The sequence below is a fragment of the Candidatus Poribacteria bacterium genome (assembly GCA_009839745.1).
Taxonomy (GTDB): domain Bacteria; phylum Poribacteria; class WGA-4E; order WGA-4E; family WGA-3G; genus WGA-3G.
This window is the reverse complement of sequence record VXPE01000048.1, coordinates 1-15,418: the sequence shown is the minus strand read 5'-3', so window position 1 is coordinate 15,418 and position 15,418 is coordinate 1. Positions and strand designations below refer to the sequence as shown.

The 15,418-nt window shown below is 48.2% G+C and carries 17 protein-coding genes; 6 read left to right on the top strand and 11 right to left on the bottom strand.

Annotated features, from left to right (window positions below; genetic code table 11):
* Positions 1–53: 53 nt before the first annotated feature.
* The 10 genes from F4X88_08140 to F4X88_08095 form a co-directional block, all read right to left on the bottom strand.
* Complete coding sequence (locus tag F4X88_08140) at positions 54–674, bottom strand: phosphoribosylglycinamide formyltransferase (GenBank protein ID MYA56249.1); 621 nt, start codon at positions 672–674, stop codon at positions 54–56.
* A 150-nt stretch (positions 675–824) separates the two neighbouring features.
* Positions 825–2,597, bottom strand: a complete 1,773-nt coding sequence (locus F4X88_08135; protein ID MYA56248.1) for a VWA domain-containing protein — start codon at positions 2,595–2,597, stop codon at positions 825–827.
* 21 nt (positions 2,598–2,618) lie between these two features.
* Positions 2,619–3,275, bottom strand: a complete 657-nt coding sequence (locus F4X88_08130; GenBank protein ID MYA56247.1) for a hypothetical protein — start codon at positions 3,273–3,275, stop codon at positions 2,619–2,621.
* 31 nt (positions 3,276–3,306) lie between these two features.
* Positions 3,307–3,888 (bottom strand): sigma-70 family RNA polymerase sigma factor, encoded by a 582-nt coding sequence (locus tag F4X88_08125; protein ID MYA56246.1) that lies wholly within the window; start codon positions 3,886–3,888, stop codon positions 3,307–3,309.
* A gap of 84 nt (positions 3,889–3,972) precedes the next feature.
* The gene (locus F4X88_08120; GenBank protein MYA56245.1) at positions 3,973–4,536 is read right to left on the bottom strand and encodes a tetratricopeptide repeat protein; all 564 of its coding nucleotides are present in this window, start codon (positions 4,534–4,536) and stop codon (positions 3,973–3,975) included.
* Positions 4,537–4,561: 25 nt separating this feature from the next.
* Entirely contained in the window at positions 4,562–5,470 is a 909-nt protein-coding gene (locus F4X88_08115) for a formylglycine-generating enzyme family protein (protein MYA56244.1), read from the bottom strand.
* 218 nt (positions 5,471–5,688) lie between these two features.
* Positions 5,689–6,039, bottom strand: coding sequence for a hypothetical protein (locus F4X88_08110; protein ID MYA56243.1), 351 nt, complete (start codon positions 6,037–6,039; stop codon positions 5,689–5,691).
* 13 nt (positions 6,040–6,052) lie between these two features.
* Entirely contained in the window at positions 6,053–6,751 is a 699-nt protein-coding gene (locus F4X88_08105) for an HAD family hydrolase (protein ID MYA56242.1), read from the bottom strand.
* A gap of 18 nt (positions 6,752–6,769) precedes the next feature.
* Positions 6,770–7,177 carry a nuclear transport factor 2 family protein gene (locus F4X88_08100; GenBank protein ID MYA56241.1) on the bottom strand — a complete coding sequence of 136 codons (408 nt, stop codon included), beginning with the start codon at positions 7,175–7,177 and terminating at the stop codon, positions 6,770–6,772.
* Positions 7,140–7,730 (bottom strand): hypothetical protein, encoded by a 591-nt coding sequence (locus tag F4X88_08095; GenBank protein MYA56240.1) that lies wholly within the window; start codon positions 7,728–7,730, stop codon positions 7,140–7,142. The genes F4X88_08100 and F4X88_08095 overlap by 38 nt, the downstream gene beginning before the upstream one ends.
* A 307-nt stretch (positions 7,731–8,037) precedes the next feature.
* Here F4X88_08095 and F4X88_08090 point away from each other — a divergent pair, with 307 nt between their 5' ends.
* The 5 genes from F4X88_08090 (at position 8,038) to F4X88_08070 (ending at position 11,707) form a co-directional block, all read left to right on the top strand.
* Positions 8,038–8,367, top strand: coding sequence for a hypothetical protein (locus tag F4X88_08090; GenBank protein ID MYA56239.1), 330 nt, complete (start codon positions 8,038–8,040; stop codon positions 8,365–8,367).
* A gap of 18 nt (positions 8,368–8,385) precedes the next feature.
* On the top strand, positions 8,386–8,712 hold the full coding sequence (locus F4X88_08085) for a DUF202 domain-containing protein (protein ID MYA56238.1): 327 nt from the start codon (positions 8,386–8,388) through the stop codon (positions 8,710–8,712).
* Positions 8,712–9,734: a zinc-binding alcohol dehydrogenase gene (locus F4X88_08080; GenBank protein ID MYA56237.1), complete on the top strand. Its 1,023-nt coding sequence runs from the start codon at positions 8,712–8,714 to the stop codon at positions 9,732–9,734. Before F4X88_08085 ends, F4X88_08080 begins: the two co-directional genes overlap by 1 nt.
* Before the next feature lie 188 nt (positions 9,735–9,922).
* Positions 9,923–10,816 (top strand): WD40 repeat domain-containing protein, encoded by an 894-nt coding sequence (locus F4X88_08075; protein MYA56236.1) that lies wholly within the window; start codon positions 9,923–9,925, stop codon positions 10,814–10,816.
* A gap of 51 nt (positions 10,817–10,867) precedes the next feature.
* The gene (locus F4X88_08070; protein MYA56235.1) at positions 10,868–11,707 is read left to right on the top strand and encodes a sugar phosphate isomerase/epimerase; all 840 of its coding nucleotides are present in this window, start codon (positions 10,868–10,870) and stop codon (positions 11,705–11,707) included.
* Positions 11,708–11,900: 193 nt separating this feature from the next.
* Here F4X88_08070 and F4X88_08065 read toward each other — a convergent pair whose 3' ends face one another.
* Positions 11,901–12,689 carry a phytanoyl-CoA dioxygenase family protein gene (locus F4X88_08065; protein MYA56234.1) on the bottom strand — a complete coding sequence of 263 codons (789 nt, stop codon included), beginning with the start codon at positions 12,687–12,689 and terminating at the stop codon, positions 11,901–11,903.
* Between the two features lie 308 nt (positions 12,690–12,997).
* On the opposite strand from F4X88_08065, the gene F4X88_08060 reads away from it, so the two are divergent.
* The gene (locus tag F4X88_08060) at positions 12,998–15,247 is read left to right on the top strand and encodes a carbohydrate binding family 9 domain-containing protein (protein MYA56233.1); all 2,250 of its coding nucleotides are present in this window, start codon (positions 12,998–13,000) and stop codon (positions 15,245–15,247) included.
* Positions 15,248–15,418 lie beyond the last annotated feature (171 nt).

Genomic DNA, 15,418 nt, shown 5'->3' with positions numbered 1-15,418 from the left:
GCAGGCTACATTTTTGGTAAAGGGTCGTGAGTAAAACTCACTCCTACAAACTCCTAAAATCCTGATTCAGACGATTCTACAATAACTTTTCGTCCTTCAATTTTCAACCTACCCTGCGCGAACCATTTAATCGCTTCGGGATAGAGTTTATGCTCCTCAACCTGAATTCGGTTGTGTAAACTCTCTTCATCGTCCGTATCCAAAACAGGAACCGCCGACTGCGCAATAATGGGACCCGAATCTACATCCTCATCAACAAAATGAACGGTGACACCCGCGATCTTCACACCATACGCCAATGTATCAGCGACAGGATGTGCCCCCGGAAATGCTGGTAAAAGCGTTGGATGGACATTGAGAATTCGGTTCCGGTATTTTTGCACAAAGGGCGGTTGGAACAACTTCATAAAACCCGCAAGGACTATTAATTCAACAGCATAGTGCTCAATGATCTTTGAAATTTCTGCGTCAAAATCGAGACGATTCGCAAAATCTTGAGTTCTGACAACATGTGTCGGTATACCAGCGAGCTTTGCTCGTGTAAGGGCATAAGCCTTGCGCCGGTCGCTGATGACCACTGCGATCTTGATACCACTCGTCTCATCTTGATGTAACTGTTCAATCAGGGTTTGCAGATTGGTGCCACTCCCTGAAACGAGGACTGCGATCTTCATATTTTAAACTGTTCCACTCTGGTCACTGCTCGATTACATTACGCAGTGGTTTTCGGTTAAGTCCAACCATTTCTTGATGATCAAAGGCTTTTAACAATTGGAAATCTGCAAGGACAACGGACGCAGCAGCGCAGAGGCAATCATTAGAGGTTACCAGTATGAATTGTTTGTGGTGTGCCCCTTAGGAATCGGCACCCAGACCCCACCGGTTTTAGAGGCTACCTGTTGTTGGAAATCGTCGTAAGTGCCAACCACGCTAACAAGGACATGTTTTTGTTGTAACATTTGGATAATCGCGAGTGCCGAGTATTCACCTTCTGCGGGTTCGTCCGTAATCAGAATGAAGTAGGGTTGTGCATTCGGACGGAGTTTTAGCCGTCGGAGTCCTTCCGCTACAGCGTCCAATAACATCTCATCGTCTTGACAGGGCAATTCAACGATTTTCCGAACCTGTTTAAGCGTTTGTGGCGGATTGAAAACGTTGACCATGTTCACAGAGGCACGCGATCGGAAACGCACCACCCCCATCTGATAATCTATAAGCGCGTTATCCAAATCGCGAACAAGAATATCAAGTTGCTTCAAAAAATGCGGAAGTTTATCGCCCATACTTTCGCTACTGTCAACGAACAGGACAATATCAATTGGAGTGTTGCCACTCAGTTGCAGCGCGGCATCCCCGACTTTTGTGACATCCGTCCATTGTGCTTGGCGTAGCGCCACTGCTTTGTTTCGCGGGTGTGTTGGCACTTTGGGGCGTTGTGCCGTTTGTGGTCTCGGTTCTTCAGGAATAATATGCCATTTGCCACCGGTTTCAGAAGCAAGTCGCTGGTGTTCATTTAAAGGGAGTCCAAGCACGTTCACATAGATGCCGAATTCTCGACAGTATGCGATGACCTCACTTACCTCTAACCCCTCGCGACTTGAGAGCGGTTCATCCGTAACAAGGATAAAATGCCTTTTGGATGTAGGGCGAAATCGGAGTTCCTTGACAGTCTGAACGACAGCATCCAAAGCGTTTTCGTCCTGATGGACTTCAATCGCTTGGAGGGTCCGTTTGTAGTTCGTGAAGCTTTTTGTTAACTGAACGACTCTGATCCTGTTTCGGTTCTTATTCGCCCAGAATTCCGTCACACCGAGCGCATAATCTATCTTGGAGGCTTTGTATACATTCACCATCGCGCTCAAGTGTTCTACAACAGATTTGATATTATCGCGCATACTGCCGCTGGCATCAATGACGAAAACCACGTCAATTGGACCCCCGTCACTGGTTTCGACAATCTCTTGGGCAAGCGTTTTCATAAGCCTCGGAAACGGAACATGTGGTAATGCTTTCCGCTTCTCGCTAATTTCTGCCAATTGTGCCGGGGACAATTCCTCCTCTTCTTCCACTATCTTACGCATCGAAATCTCTGGCGCGCGTTGCGTTCTTGAGGGACCGGAACGTTTGGTTCCGAAGGTCGTATTTCCTGCGGGACTTGCGGTTTCCGTTTTTGACAAATTCCGTTCAACATCTTGAAGTGTGTGAGTCGCAGTGCTGACCTCTCCCCAGTTTTTTCTCGACAGATCTAAAGATGTCGAGGGGTTCTTTGATTTAACTTCATCTCGTAAACTGCGACCTAAGGCAGGATGTGACGTTTCGGTGTTCACCGGAACGGGGGATGTAGGGGAGGGCAGCAACTCCCCAGTACTCATATGAGGTTTTATGAAATCACGCTCAGAAGCCCGCAAACGCGGCGAAATCTTTTTCAGGGGAGCCCTCGTTCGAGATGTGTTTTTGACAGAAATGAGCTCCGCCTCCAAGCCCGATTTCTCTGACGCTATTGGCTGATTCTGCACCACGACGTAAAATGTTGTGACGAAAAAAAAGAGGTGGAATATCAGCGAGATGAGCAACGCTCTACGAGTTACAGATTGCATTTTTTTATAGGTTATCTGTACTTACTTCCGCTGAAGGTAGGTTGTTAGTAAACGTTTAGGTGGCTCGTGTTGAATAACCTCAAAGGAAATTAATTTTTCACCATCCAGTTTCTGTGCCTGCTTCAGGGTATGTATTGACGGACCAAACCGATCACTGGAGGATTGGTAAAGCGTCGCCCCTACCATCGTAAAAACAGCGAAGGTCAGGACAAATATGTAAACTGGACTCCGCGTCCGAATACTGTAGCGAAGTTTGTTGGTTAATGTTGAACTGCCTCGCGCCCATCCAAGCAATGTCCCAAGGTGCCGTGTAAAATGCGACCAAATCGAGTCGTGTTGTCTCTCGTGTTTCGTTGCGTCCGATACGCGCGCCATTACGCTGCTTAAAAAGCCATCAGAGACTTCGATCTCACCGCCTTGGTGTAGAAAGTCGTCGGTCTTTTGCAACCGCTGAACCTGATTCGCACAGATGCTACACTTTTTGAGATGCCGTCGGATAAGGTGGCGTTTCCATGCGGGCAGTTCTTTATCAATATAGGCTGAGAGTTCGTCCGGGCTCGCAAGCTGCGCTTCACACGTCGGCGGTGGCACGCTATCACTTGACCATCGAGAACCGTAAACATCTGGGAATTCGGTTTTTAATTTTCCCTTGCGGTGCGTTGCGGTGAATTTTGACATTTTTTAATTTTCCCTTGTGGTGCGTTGATGCTTATTCCGCTATTCCCGCTTTGATGAGCAGTTTTCTCATTTTTTGCCGAGCACGGTGAATTAACGCTTTTACAGCACCTACTGAGCATCCAAGAATTTTCGCAACCTCTTCATACCGTAAATCCTGATAAGTGACGAGTGTTAATGCTACACGTTGATTTTCTGGTAACTGTGCGAGCGCTTTTCGGATAATCTGTCTCTGTTCTTTTTTCTCCAAGAGCGAATCTGGCAGATAGCGGGTATCCTGCATGATGGCGGCGTGATAAACATCCTCACCTTCTTCAACCAGATCCTCCAAAAAATAGGTGTTTCGACGCGTCCGGTTGCGAATCTCATTTCGACACAAATTCGTGGCAATTGTATAGAGCCAACTTTTGAACGATGCTGTCGGCGCATAACGGTTCGCACTTTTAAAAACTCGGAGGAATGTCTCTTGAGAGAGGTCTTCCGCGCGCTGATAATCGTCGATTGAGCGGTGAATATAGTTAATCAAAGGGTTCTGATAACGCCGCACCAGCAGCTCGAAGGCACTCATATCCCCTTTACCACATTTCACCATCAAATCTTCGTCGGAAACAAACATCTTTCTAATGTTCCTTGCGGTTCGTTTAGGCAGGACTTACGATGATGCCCCTTTCCGTAGACCCAGCCCGCCCGATGGTTGGGCTTACGCGCTCTGGTCAGAATCTGATTGAAGTTTCAATTCAAGTTTAAGGCGCATCGCTGTTTTATAAGCACTGATGGCTTCACGCCGCTTGCCCTGAAATGTATAGACTGTCCCGAGCTCAGAATGTAACTCAGGATGGCTCGGTATGAAACGAATGGCACGCCTGTAAACGTCAATCGCCTCGTCATAGCGTTTGAGCAAACGATAAGTTGCTGCGAGATTGAGGTATGCCGTTGCTTCGCTCGGTTCGCACGCTATTGCCATTTTGTATGCGTCTATTGCCTTTTTATAGTCTTCCAGCATAAAATGTGCCAAACCGAGGTGGAAGTGTGCTTCCGCGGATTCGCGGTTGTGCTGAATGACCTGCTGAAATTCTTTAATCGCTTTCGCGTAGTCTCGAACGTTTAATGCGTCTGCCCCCTGTTTTAAATGCTTCGCAGCGGTCTGGTGCGCGTGAATATCGACGCGCCCCCGCTGGATGAGTTCTTTTTGCAATCCGCTTGAAGGCACCGAGGATTTTTCAGGTGTTAAGGCACGTTCCGTACCAGTTTTACGCTCTTTCATTTTTTAATTTTCCCTACAGACCTCTTTACCATGCGATACGGAACCCGATTACAAACTCTGCATATCCGTTGCTAAAAAAATCGTAACTGGTGCAAGTGCTATAGTCGTGATTGTAATACCACGCGCCGCCACATGCCACGCGGAAGTTCCCTTCATCGTCATACGATGTGTCCGTCCATTCCCATACGTTGCCGACCATATCGTAGCATCCGAATGGACTCATACCGTCTCTGAAACTAACGACCGGGGTTGTCGTTCCTGCACCGAGTTCCGCAGTGTTGCACCGCGGTTTGTCAATTTCATGACCCCACGGAAAGAGTCTATCATCAGCACCGCGTGCGGCGTATTGCCATTCTGGAAACGTCGGTAGTTTGCCGTCGACATAACGCGCATAAGCATCTGCATCTTCACACGTAACCCAGACAACAGGATGGTCGCCTCTGTTTGCTGGATAGACACCATCCGTCCAATCCTGTGGTGGCGTGTGTCCTGTATCCTGAAGAAACCGATGGTATTGTGCGTTGGTTACAGGGTAAACCCCAATCTCAAACCCATCGAGTTCCAACGGGGCACATTCTTCACCAATATAGGCAACGCCTGCAGGAATATGAACAGTCGCATCTAACACCTGTAGTGCGGCGTCACGAATATCTTTATCCTCGTGTGCGAGCGCATGACCAAGGGGTGATATAACCTCACCGACTGGCGGTGTTGTGAGCTGCGGCGTCGTTTCCCAGCCGAGTTCTGTGTTTAGCAGCAACCGAACGGCATCCGATAACGATGCGTCGAAGTGCCACGTCCAATACTCTCGACAGAGCTTTTGAAGGGCATCTGGTGTATCGCTTTTCGCCAGCGCAATCCGAGACGCACTCGACTTCGTGATGTTCAGGATATATTTTGTTGTAGTGCCGTTCGTGTGCTCCATAGGTATCATAATACCACAAAGAGATAACTTTAGACAAATGATTTTGAATGAATACCGGTTTTTGTGCTTTTTCGCAGAGACATGGCAAGAAGGTCGCTCTTATCAACTATCGTTCAAGATGCTTTTCGCCTAAATATCAGTAGCGAAACCCGACATCCCACTTTTATCAAACTCACGTTTAATTATATAATAGTTTGGACAATTTCGGTCAGGTTCATACCTTGTTTTCAAGGTATGTCTGATTTTTCTCGAGGGTTCTCACACATACCCAACTCTGAAAAAATAAACTCGGAGGCCCCAAAGGCAAGCCCCAGCGGGGCGATATGTTTATAGAAACGCCATACCCTACACCAGGCAAGCCCCAGCGGGGCGATATGTGTATTCTTAAAAAAAATTGTCCAAAGTTTAGTAATTATATGTTCCGCATTCATTACCGGGGTCTGGGTCACATAGCCTGCTGTTCGCAATTTGTTATCCTTGAACGTATAGATGAGCAGGCAATCGACCCCGTTAATTTTATGGCTATAGACGAGTGCGTTTTCAGTCCTTTCATACACTCGATTCCCGACTTCAGCCAATTCTCTGAAATCCCTACTTTCCACCCAACCCCAAAATTGCTGGCATTTCAGTTAACGAAGTCACCTCATAATCAGGTCGAATTTCTGTGTCATTCAGGACCCCTTCTCGGTTGAGCCAGACAGAATGTGCACCAGCGTTCCGCGCACCAGCAACATCGTTTTCAAGCGAGTCCCCTACATGGAGCATCTGCGCGAGTTCACAACCCGCTCGCTCGGCAGTAATTTCAAAGATTCTTCGATCCGGTTTCTCAATCCGCACATCTTGAGAAAAAACAACAAAGGCGAAATACCCCTCAAGCCCGCAGCGTTCCGGATAGGTATTTCCATTTGACAACAATCCGAGTTTGAATTGGGGTGCCAGAACATCGAAAGTTGGGATAACATCTGGGTACAACTCTATATCTTCAAATCGGTGCTTCCGATATATCGCATTCAGATGTGCAGCAAGTTCTTTGTCTGGGCAGTCGACATGTTCAAGTGTCCTCTCAAATGCGCGCAGTCTGATTTCTTCAAGGTTCCACATTTCACCCTTTACCTCTTCAGCAAATTGATTCCGAATTGCAATCATCTCATCGATTGTTAATTTTAGGGTGCGCGGGGTCGGACGCTGTTTTTGAAGTTCCAACAATGTGTGTTTGAGCGAATGACGCATAACCTGCAGAAAATCCCACAAGGTCATATCGCCATCAAAAGAGATAACCGAAATTTCCAAGAATCCCTCCTCTAAAAACTAAGATGTAGGCACACCGATTGAGGCGTGGATTTGCGCAAATTTCCATAACCTATCGGTTTTTTCCAAGACACCCGTCATCCGCATCACGAATTCTTCCAGCGTGCCTTGCCATTTGAGTCGCCAGATCTGACGCGTGTAGAACCAAGCGACATTGTCCCGTTCCTGCACGTCAAGGTTAACAAATTCAATGCTGAACTCCTCTGTGCTGGCGACGTGGTTTCGGTAATACGCCGCGATTTCTCTGCTTCCCTCAACAATCTCGTCAGCATCGGTGCCGATCTTGACATAGTGTGAGGCAGGCAGCATCATTGCAATGAGGGTTTCAGCATCACTATCAACAAGGGCGTCAAAATACGCCTTCACCGTATCATGCGCATTCCGCATCATGAATTCCTGTAAGAGCATCCCACAAAGCCACGCTCATTTTTTCACAGGCTTGCACGACAGTGGCGTGTGAATCCGATGGCAACGTGCCGATGTGTTCAATTAGTTTTTCCGTTTCATGCTCGTTGTGTGAATGCGTTTCAAAATAGGGCTCTACCGATTTCGGGAGTTGATAAAATGCCTGTAAACCCGTGAGTTTCGATTGAGAAGTTTCCGGTTGCTGTGCCTCAAACGCATAGAGGGCACCGAGTGCTGTCGTCCGTTCTGAAAAGAGTTCGTGTGCTGTCCGCATCAAGGTTTTCACCTGTGGGATTTGTGCTGCAGCAACAGCCGTGTCAAGCCCAGCAGCGAAATCCGCCCACAAGTCGATGTGTTCGATCTCTTCTTGTGCGAATTCGGTCTCCTCAAGTGCTTCCCAACCTTTGGGGACTGTAGAAATAAAAGCACCATACTCACGCGCATAGGAGCGGAGGGCTTCGAGTGGCAATTCGCCAGCACTCCATGCTTGGTAGAATGGGTGATTGAGTAAATTATAATCTGCGATTTTGCTATCTAATGCTTGTTTGAAATCCATTAAATTGGTTGCTCCGTTTCATGTATATCAATAAAGTTCAACGATCCGTTGATGCTTTCCACAACAATCCTCGGTTTGCAAGTTAAACCGAGACGTGCTGCTCGTGGTATATCTTTAGTATAGCATACACCCTGTATGGGTGTCAAACAAAGGTTAGGATCAATTTAAAAATTCGTTTTGAATTAAACCTGAAATTTGCTATAATGCTTAAGAGGACCGGAAGTATTATTTCTTAACAAAGGATTGCTGTGGCGGAAAAACAGAAATTTATTTTCGATCTCAAAGGCTACCTGTCCGGACATCACGCATGGCTTCAGAAACAAGTATACCATCGGCATCACTGATCCGTGTAGCACGGGTTGACGCATCTCGTAGCGTTTCAAAATGGCGTTGGATAGTGTTTGGCGCGGTTCTCAGTCTTCTGCCCACACTCAATATTGTACTTCTCGGTATAAGTGTAGTTGTTATGGGCACCTTAACGCCTAAAATAGACTTATCCTCGCCGAAACGATTGACACTTTATTTCCAAAATCCAGCGTGCTACACGGTGGAATACCAACGGACAGCAAAAAGGTTACGGTGCCTTCGAACTTTATACGGATGGCTTGCTGGTATCATTATTTTCAACTTCTTTTAGGGAGAACGGAACGAGCAAATGCAAGGAAGACCAACGCCTTACAAAGGACTGGAAGATCAACTTATCTTGCGCGATCATCTCGCCGCAGATCGAACTATCCTCGCAAATGAGCGAACCTTTCTCGCCTATATCCGCACAGCGTTAACGTTGTTCGTTGCAGGTTTATCCTTTGTGCATCTCAAGCAGTTTTTTACTTCATATATCGTTGAGGTGATCGGGGTCGTCTTTATTTTGCTCGGTATTGCCACCTTCTTCGTTGGACTTTTTAGATATAAAAGGATGCAAGCCCTCATCCGTAAGATTAAGACAGAAGAATTAAAGGAATTAGAAGAGGAAGGTTTATAATGAAAATCAGAGAGGTTGTTGTAACAGGTCAGAACCAGGTGGAGCTGCAAACTGCCGACACTGGCGCACCCGCACTCGCTTCCAACGAATTGCTGATAGATACAGAATATACGTTTATCAGTAGCGGGACGGAGCTCGCGAATTATACCGGTAGAGAGCCGAAAGTCTTCCAAAAAGGGGAGTGGTGTGAATATCCTTGGCGTTCTGGTTACGCGAATGTCGGCATTGTGCGTGAAGTCGGCAAGGGTGTGACTCGCGCAGCTCCAGGTGATCGGGTTTTCACTTATGGGCGACACGCCTCAACGGTTCAATACTCACAAGACCGGTTAGTTGCACCCGTTAGAGAAACGGTGGATCCAGCCGTGGTTGCAGCATCACGGATGGCAGGCGTTGCGATGACAGCGATGATTGTCGCTGAGATCGGTGCCAACCCGTGGGTCGTCGTCTTTGGATTAGGGCTTGTTGGAAATTTGGCATCACAGATGTTTCAAATTCACGGATGCCGTGTTATCGGCGTGGACCCGGTAGCCGAGAGACGAAAACTCGCACAGCGGTGTGGAATTAGCCATACTGTGGGTGGCGATGCTGCCGAGGCGCAAGCACAGGTTACGGAAATTACGGGTGGCGAACTTGGCAATATCACTGTTGATGCCGTAGGGCATAGTGGGGTCGTTATGCAAGCACTGCGCGCCACTGCCAGCCATGGACAACTCGTCATCCTCGGTTCACCACGTGTTGAAGTCCAAGGGAACCTGACCGATCTGCTCTCCGAAACGCATCTGCGATGGATTACCATTCGTGGGGCATTGGAGTGGTGCGTCCCAATGTATCCAGACATCGGTAACCGAACCTCTCAATGGAGCAAACAGCAGACTATCTTTGACTGGATGGCGCGTGGGGAATTGCATGTTGAACCCTTAATCTCTCACCGCCTCAAGCCAGACCAAATTAAGCAGGCTTACGATGGTCTCCTCAACGAACCGAATGTGTATACAGGTGTCGTTCTGGATTGGAATCTTTAATTTTACCTTGCGGATAAGGGGCGTGGTTTGGGGTTTTTGTGTTTTTTGTATTCGAGTCGCTCTCCACTGCGTTACGAGCTTGGTGTTTGGTGTTATATTACACAAGATTCTAAAATAGAGGTGCGACTTAATCAGCAATCTGCGCGTAAGGGAATGGAGCGCAGGATAGAAACTTAAGAATTAGAAAAATGAAAAAAACAGAAATATTCCGGAATTGCATCCAATCTGAGTTGCCTCCGGGACTCAAAATACGGTTCGATAAAAAGCAGGTAATGGCTATCACTTTCTCACCAGATGGCACGCGCCTCGCCGCAGGTGGTGATGGGCGTATCTGGATATATGACACAGCCACCGGGGCACAATTCGCAATGCTCTCAGGGTATACGGAACATATACGGGCGTTAGCATTCGCGCCCGATAATGCCCTGCTTGCCAGCGGAAGCGAAGACAATACGCTCCGGCTCTGGGACACCGCCACGGCTCGCGAGGTGCTAACACTGGCGGGGGATTCTAATCTGGTGAACGCGTTAGCATCATCTTCACCAGATGGAGTGCCACTTCCCGGATGGGATCCGCGCACAGAACGGTTGCTCGCGTCCTCCACTGAAGCCCCTGGCAGAATTAGATGCCTCGCTTTTTCACCCGATGGAACAACACTCGCGAGTGGAAGTGCAGATGGCAAGATTCGATTGTGGGAAGTTGAAACGGGCGGACTGCTCTCCACCTTTTCAGCACACGACGGGCTCGTCTTGGCTTTGGCATTTTCGCCTGAGAGTGAGACCCTGGCGAGCGGCGGTTCCGACACGCTTGTTCGGCTATGGAACTTAGAAAGCAAGCACTTGATTTCTATATTAAGAGGGCATACCGATTCAGTCAGTGCGTTGGCTTTCTCTACCGATGGAGGACTCCTCGTAAGCGGTGGAAGGGATAACTATATTCAGTTGTGGAAAACCGGCGAGGACAATCCTATATCTATGTTTCCGGTCCAAGAGGGTGCCATTCGGGAATTGACTTTTTCAGCAGACGGTGAAAAACTTATAGGCGCTACACATGATGGTTCGCTCCTCATCAGAGAGCGATGATCAGAAAAGAAAAAGTCGGGCGCAAACAAACCTGATTGAACAGCGTAAAAGATGGAAGGAGTTGAAGCAGTGATTGGTATCTCTTATCACGCCGGTGGAATGAAAGACATCCCCCTACCAGAAGTTATTACGATTCTCGCTGATGCAGGCTACGACGCAATCGAGATGATGTGTGGACCAGAAGCGCATATCCCTTCTGGTGAAGTCACCGATGGCTTGCTCAAAGACGTCAAGACGATGGTCGTCGACAGTGGATTAAAGGTCTCTGTTATTAATCCATTCACGGGAAAAGGTTTATACCAATTGGCAGCGGAGGACCCGCAGGAAGCTATTGACCATTACGCACTTCTTCAGGACGTAGCTGTTACCCTTGGGGCAGGGGGTGTTAACTTCCTCACAGGGTATGGCGGCGAGAAAGGGGACGCGTTCGCATGGCGGCTCCTCGTTGATGTGCTGAAACCGATCTGCCGCCGCGCTGAGGAACTCGGTATTACAATGAACATCCACAATCATGAAGCCACAACAATCGATGCCTCTGCAAAAGTCACGCTTCTCATTGAACATGTTGGCTCTGACGCATTGAAATCCCTCAACGACATCACCAATTTCTATCATATCGGTGAAGACATCGCCGAAGTTACTGAAAAATTGGGACCGCTCACGACGCATTGCCATGTAAAAGGCGTAACAGGGATGTATCCCTACAGCACCTTCCTGATCCCTGGAGAAGACGGTGATGAGTTGGATTTCCGAACCTTTGCAGAGAGTTTAGGGAAAGTCGGTTACGATAAGTATATCTCGGTGGAAACGTTCCCTCACATGCGGATGGAGAAGGCACAAATCGCTCACGACATGATGGCAGACACATTGAAAGCGTTAGGGCTACGGTGAAATAAACGTAGCCTGCAACATCGGTTTTTTAACGATTGCTTCTGAGCTGCTGCGTCTGTTGTCCTTGCAGTATTCCAATCCTTAAGAAACTATTCATAACCTAAAGCAGGTTTTTTACCAATTTTAGATCGGCGTTGACAACGGAAACGCCGCCCAGGCGCACATAATTAAAAAACCGAACCGCAAGGTATAATTAAAAATTCAACGCCTTGATACCGGGCCAGTCCCGCCACATATCCTTGTTGGGCGGTTCTTCCTGCGTCTGTTCTAATTCCGTTTTCCGAAAATCGTATAGCACTGCCTGCCGTATCTGTCGCGAGTAGTTATGTCCTGCAGCGTGACCGATGCGATGGTGCCAGAAGACGACATCCCCTGCGTTCCCGTAGCATTCAACACCGGCTTCTCTGCTGAGACGCTCGCGGTCGATTTCGTATTGCGGTGTCGGTTCGTTCTTGTATTGGGACTGGTAATCGTAATAGAAGATTTTGTGGCTCCCGGGCCAGACCGTAAACCCACCCCCTTCCGGCGGCACATCGTCAATATAACCGACAGCACCGAGATGAAACGGATGTGCGTCGACATGACACCCGATTGACTTCTTCGGGATGTCGCCGTAAGGTAGGGTGCAATAGATACCGCGCACACGGTCGGGTTGCGTCAAATTCCCTTCACCCAAGAATTGCTCTGCCATCCGCCAGACATTCGGATCGGTAGCGAGAAGCCGAACCATCCAGTCTTCGCCACCCGGTTCACGGAAGTTCCACCGGAAACCGCGTCGATGATTATTTCCGTCAGGGTTCTCTTCCTCTGGTGTGAAGGGGCCGATCCATGTTTCGGGATCCTCGCGCTTGCGTCCTTCGGGGGCACCCTCCCAGAGCCTTGTCCGTGCCCGTTCCATCAATTCCGGGTTCAGGACGTTCCGTTTCACCAAGTACCCTTCATCTCTGAAAAATTCAATGTCTTCCCGTGTAAGTTCAACCATTTTTAATTGTTCCTTGCGGATTTTCAATTTTCCCTTGCGGTTCGGTCAAGTGGGTTGGTGATTTCACGTGTTTTCCCGTATATCCGCCTGCTCCGTTGTTGCAGGTTGCGTTTTTGATACTATCTTAAGAGGGGAAGCTTTATGAGGCGAAAACCTCTTAACTGGCAACTGCACACCACATTTCAAGAATTTTAAAGGAATTCAACAATTTTTTCAAGAAAAAGCAACAAATGGGTCGTCATTCACGGGTACTACCAACTTGGAGAGGCAAATTTGACAACATGCGGTGTTTCAACTATAATTAACGCATGTCAAAACTCGTAGTTGTTCTTCTGCTATTCATTGCCTATCCACTATACCTTTTTGCACACCCAGAAGGCATGGGTGAACATGTCGTTGAAGCCCACCGGATTGTAGGCGAACCCCCGCAAATTGACGGGATGCTGGACGATACTGTGTGGGAACACGCAGAACCGCAAAGCGGTTTTATTCAACTCGAACCGTCACGCGGGAATCCCGCAACGGACGACACAGAATTTCGCATCGCTTACGATGTGCATAACATTTACATCGCATTCCGATGTTACGATGCAGAACCCGACAAAATTGTCAATCGGATGACGCGACGCGGCGACATCTATGCCTCGGATGTCATCTCTTTCTTCATCGATCCACATCACGACCACCGCACCGGCTATAAATTCGCCACAAATCCAGCGGGTGTCCAGAGTGATAACTACCGGTATGAGGACACCCAACGCGACAGCAACTGGAAAGGCATTTGGTGGGTTGAAAGCAATATTGATGAACTGGGATGGAGTGCCGAGTTTAAAATTCCGTTCGCAAACTTCCGGTTCACCGACTTCTCACATAAATCCGGACCAACGCAGATTTGGGGGTTCGATATTGAGCGAGTCAACCGCCGGAAAAGTGAGGTTACGGTATGGAAACAACTCACACAAGCCGGTGTTGTCACACGGATGTCCGATTTAGGACATATCGAAGGTATCCAAAATATTGAAACGGGGAAAAACTTTGAAATCTCACCCTACCTTTTAGGTGGTGGTATGGATGCTGCCGATACCAATCCAACGGGACAATTTGGAACGGGTTTGGATGTGCAATACAGCCTCACGAGTGCACTAAAGGCGAACGTTACAGTCAATCCTGATTTCGCACAAGTTGAAGCAGACCAATTAGAGATTAATCTGACCCGATTCCCGACGCGCTTTCCTGAAAAACGCCCGTTTTTTGTCGAAGGCAACAGTTTCTTTGAAACGCCTTACGATCTGATGTTCAGCCGCCGTATCGGAAGTCGTGGTAATATTCTTTGGGGGGGTAAACTTACAGGAAAAGTCGGGAACTACTCCGTTGGAGTCTTGGGAAACCAAACCGGTGAATTCAGGTTTTCCGATAGCACTCCGTCCGAAAAGGAAGAAGCATGGTTCTCTGCAATCCGTGTTAAACGCGACATCCTCAAACGTTCCAACGTTGGGGTTCTATTCGTGAACAAGGAACAGCCCGGTAGTGAGAGATGGAATCATAGCCGAGTGGGAGGTATTGATATGAACCTCGCTTTGGGAAAAACGTATCACCTCACGGGACAATACGCCGGGAGTTTCCATCCGGGTGAGGATAGTGATAACTTTGCGTGGACGGTTGACTTCGCACAGCGCAACTATCTCTGGAGCAGCGACATTGGGTTTGAACGGGTCGCGCCGAACTTTGAGATTAATCAGACGGGGTTTCTCCGAAAGGAACGCAATCGTGGCTGGCAACGCGTCTCTATGCGGAATTCCTATTCCCCACACTGGGGAAAGCACCAATTTTTTTCTGGGATAATCGCTCGTCTCTCTCAAAGTCTCTATACGCCCGCGTATTTTGCGGAGTGGCGAGAACGGAACCCAGCGTTGTCTCTCTCGCCTGATTTTGATGAAGATCTACTCAAATGGAGTGCTGGTGTGGATATCGGGATGGACTTCAGGGAAAGCCTCTTGGATGATATTAATGCCTATTATTTCCGAAGTCGGGAAGTTGAACTCACGGAAGTTTTTACCGCAAATAGATACGGGTTTGAGGTGGATACCGACTCCACAAAACCGGTTGCTATCGGCATCGGTGTAGAGTTCGCTGACTATTTTAACTTTAGACGACAACAAGCGGGTAAGCAGCGGAGCCTCCTGCTTGAGTCCACTATCCGTCCACGGAGCAATTTGTCTATAGAATTGGACAGCGGCTACGCCCAGAGTTTTGATTTGGAAGGCGCAATTGACGGTCGGTTTTTCGTCAGTTCATTGCGGACGACTTACCTCTTCACGCGAGAATCGTTTTTTCGGATGTTCGCGCAAGCCAATAGGGAACGCCTTGTTTCTATGGAAATTCATCAGACGTATCTGCTAAGCCTTCTATTTGGATGGGAATATAGCCCAAAGAGCCATCTGTTCGTTGCGTATAACGAAACGTGGGGCGATACGGCTGTTGGGACAGCCACCGCTCGCGAGTTACAACTGGAAAACCGTGTTGTTGTCATCAAAGTGACGTATCTTTATAATCTATAGTGTATAACGGACGAAGGGCTTAATCTGTAGATTTCACATCCGCCCACTTCCACAACACCTTGTTCGCCGCTGAAACATGACCCCGCAACCGCACCGTCGCTACCGCACGACGCTCCCCAGATAACGAAACCTCTTCCAGCCGATAGTAATACGGAACGTTCACCGAGACTG

What these genes read in the sequence shown, in the direction of transcription:
- F4X88_08070 (MYA56235.1), top strand. Translation starts at nt 10,868, where the DNA reads ATGGAAGGAGTTGAAGCAGTGATTGGTATCTCTTATCACGCCGGTGGA.
- F4X88_08135 (MYA56248.1), bottom strand. Translation starts at nt 2,597, where the DNA reads ATGCAATCTGTAACTCGTAGAGCGTTGCTCATCTCGCTGATATTCCAC.
- F4X88_08130 (MYA56247.1), bottom strand. Translation starts at nt 3,275, where the DNA reads ATGTCAAAATTCACCGCAACGCACCGCAAGGGAAAATTAAAAACCGAA.
- F4X88_08090 (MYA56239.1), top strand. Translation starts at nt 8,038, where the DNA reads ATGGCTTCAGAAACAAGTATACCATCGGCATCACTGATCCGTGTAGCA.
- F4X88_08095 (MYA56240.1), bottom strand. Translation starts at nt 7,730, where the DNA reads ATGGATTTCAAACAAGCATTAGATAGCAAAATCGCAGATTATAATTTA.
- F4X88_08075 (MYA56236.1), top strand. Translation starts at nt 9,923, where the DNA reads ATGAAAAAAACAGAAATATTCCGGAATTGCATCCAATCTGAGTTGCCT.
- F4X88_08125 (MYA56246.1), bottom strand. Translation starts at nt 3,888, where the DNA reads ATGTTTGTTTCCGACGAAGATTTGATGGTGAAATGTGGTAAAGGGGAT.
- F4X88_08080 (MYA56237.1), top strand. Translation starts at nt 8,712, where the DNA reads ATGAAAATCAGAGAGGTTGTTGTAACAGGTCAGAACCAGGTGGAGCTG.
- F4X88_08120 (MYA56245.1), bottom strand. Translation starts at nt 4,536, where the DNA reads ATGAAAGAGCGTAAAACTGGTACGGAACGTGCCTTAACACCTGAAAAA.
- F4X88_08065 (MYA56234.1), bottom strand. Translation starts at nt 12,689, where the DNA reads ATGGTTGAACTTACACGGGAAGACATTGAATTTTTCAGAGATGAAGGG.
- F4X88_08140 (MYA56249.1), bottom strand. Translation starts at nt 674, where the DNA reads ATGAAGATCGCAGTCCTCGTTTCAGGGAGTGGCACCAATCTGCAAACC.
- F4X88_08100 (MYA56241.1), bottom strand. Translation starts at nt 7,177, where the DNA reads ATGCTCTTACAGGAATTCATGATGCGGAATGCGCATGATACGGTGAAG.
- F4X88_08115 (MYA56244.1), bottom strand. Translation starts at nt 5,470, where the DNA reads ATGATACCTATGGAGCACACGAACGGCACTACAACAAAATATATCCTG.
- F4X88_08085 (MYA56238.1), top strand. Translation starts at nt 8,386, where the DNA reads ATGCAAGGAAGACCAACGCCTTACAAAGGACTGGAAGATCAACTTATC.
- F4X88_08060 (MYA56233.1), top strand. Translation starts at nt 12,998, where the DNA reads ATGTCAAAACTCGTAGTTGTTCTTCTGCTATTCATTGCCTATCCACTA.